Genomic DNA, 2,096 nt, shown 5'->3' with positions numbered 1-2,096 from the left:
TAGGCGCGCCAATGGGCCACGAAGTCCGCGTACCGTGTGGCGATCGCCTCAGCGGACGGCGCCGAGCCGCGCAGCACGTCCTCCCAGATGCTGCGCCCGATCGCGAACCCGACGAACCCCTCGGTGGCGCTCGCCACCTCCAGCCAGTGGTGCAGCCGCTCGGCCGGCGCGTCGCGACCGAGCACGATGCAGCCGGCCCCGCCCTCGGCCGCCTGCGTGGCCACCTGCTTCGCCGCCTCGGCCGTCTCCAGCCCCTCGACCTTCCACAGCCGCGGCGTCACCCCGTGCTCCTGGCTCTGCGCGATGACCTGGGTCACCAGGTCGGGGCGGACGTCCCGGTCGTACGCGAGGGCATCGAGGTCCTGCTGCTCCCCGGTGGGCGGGACCAGCAGCTCGTACAGCAGCGGCACCTCGATCTTGCGCAGCTGCTCGGTGACGTCGGCGAGCAGATCGAACTGCTGCTCCCGCTGCCCGACCGGCAAGCCGGGGTTGTCCCGGACCAGCACCTTGGCGTAGTCGGGCTTGATCGCCTCGACCCGCTCGACCCACCGCGCGCCGTACTGCGTGGTGAACCACTGCTGCCCGCTCGCCTCGACGGGCACGGCGAGCACGATGCCGGCGTCCGCGCGGACCGTGTCGATGACGTCCTGGCCGTACTGCTCGTCGACCAGCACCCCGGCCCGGCCCCGCCCCAGCCGGGGCGCGGCCAGCCGCAGCCCCTCGAAGATCAGCCGCTTGGCGCCGCGCATGGCCTCCGCCTGAGCGGCGGTCGGCTCGTCGTCGCGCACCCCGAAGAGCGTCCGCCCGAAGGAGTCCCGGTGGTCCATCGCCATGAGAAACAGCGGGTCGGTCTGTGTAGGTTCCCAGCTCATGCCGATCAAGTAACCCGCGAGCCCGCTCTCCAGACCGACTCGTGCGTCACACCCCGGCGTCATGGCCGGGCCCTGTTTCGGACGGTCGGGCACGCTACGCCCGGTCGTGCGGTCCGGGCACAGGGGACGGTTGCCGGCGTCGTCCGGGCGGGGGCGTGGTTAGCGTACGGGGATGGATCTGCAGAGTGACCGGCCGCATCCGGCGCGGGTCTACAACTATCTGCTCGGCGGGGACGTGTACTTCGAGGCGGATCGGCTCTCCGCGGAGGAGGGGCTGCGGCACAATCCGCTGAGCCGGGTGCCCGTGGCGCAGAACAGGGCGTTTCTGCGGCGCGTCGTGCACCGGCTGGCGGCGGAGCACGGGATCCGGCAGTTCCTGGACATCGGCACCGGGATCCCCAGCGCGCCGAACGTGCACCACGTCGCCCAGGCGGTGGATCCCGGTGCGCGGGTGGTGTACGTCGACCACGATCCGATCGTGCGGGAGCACGCGCGGGACCTGCTCGCCGGGACGGCCGCGGGGCGCACCGCGTTCGTGCTGGGTGACCTGCGGCAGCCCGGGGAGATCCTGGCGGCGCCGGAGGTGCGCGACGTGCTGGATCCCGGGGAGCCGGTGGGGTTGCTGCTCGTGGCGGTGCTGCACTTCGTGGGGGACGACGCGGATCCGTCTACGGCGGCCTGGCTAGGCTTCCGGGGTAGGGCGCGGCGTGCCGTAGAGCGTGCCGGTCGGGGCCGGCTCCGGCTCCGGGCCGGGGTCCGGTGCGGCCCGGCGGCGGACGCGGGAAATCACGAACCAGGCGGCTGCCACGGCGCAGACGGCGATGACCACCCACTGGTAGGTGCCGACCCAGCCCTCGATGCGTGCCCAGTTCTCGCCGAGGCCGTAGCCGAGCAGGATGAACACCGAGTTCCAGAGCAGGCTGCCCGCGGTGGTGCACAGCAGGAAGGTGCTCATGCGCATGCGCTCCAGGCCCGCCGGGATGGAGATCAGGCTGCGGAAGACGGGGATGAAGCGGCCGAAGAAGACCGCCTTGACGCCGTGCCTGAGGAACCAGGCCTCGGTGCGATCGATGTCGGACACCTTGACCAGGGGCAGCCGGGCGGCGATCGCGACGATGCGGTCGCGGCCCAGGGCGACGCCGACGTAGTAGAGCGCCACGGCGCCGACCACCGAGCCCAGGGTGGTCCAGAAGATGGCGCTCAGCAGCGACAGCGAGCCCTGGC

General features: G+C 72.4%; 2 protein-coding genes and 1 pseudogene. 1 reads left to right on the top strand and 2 read right to left on the bottom strand.

Annotated features, from left to right (window positions below):
- Window positions 1–872, bottom strand: an 872-nt coding sequence (locus RBH18_RS43685; protein ID WP_306216410.1) for a 2-deoxy-5-keto-D-gluconate 6-phosphate aldolase domain-containing protein, incomplete at its 3' end; no start/stop codon positions are given.
- Window positions 873–1,044: 172 nt separating this feature from the next.
- Between RBH18_RS43685 and RBH18_RS43680 the strand changes: the two are divergent.
- Window positions 1,045–1,533, top strand: a pseudogene (locus RBH18_RS43680) (SAM-dependent methyltransferase); the annotation flags it as partial.
- Between the two features lie 21 nt (window positions 1,534–1,554).
- Here RBH18_RS43680 and RBH18_RS43675 read toward each other — a convergent pair.
- Window positions 1,555–2,096: DedA family protein (locus tag RBH18_RS43675; protein WP_306216409.1), on the bottom strand; the 542-nt coding region annotated here is incomplete at its 5' end.

This window comes from Actinoplanes oryzae, from assembly GCF_030757795.1.
In the GTDB taxonomy this organism is placed as follows: domain Bacteria; phylum Actinomycetota; class Actinomycetes; order Mycobacteriales; family Micromonosporaceae; genus Actinoplanes.
Note: the sequence above shows the minus strand (reverse complement) of the source record. Positions and strands in the feature narration are given on the sequence as shown.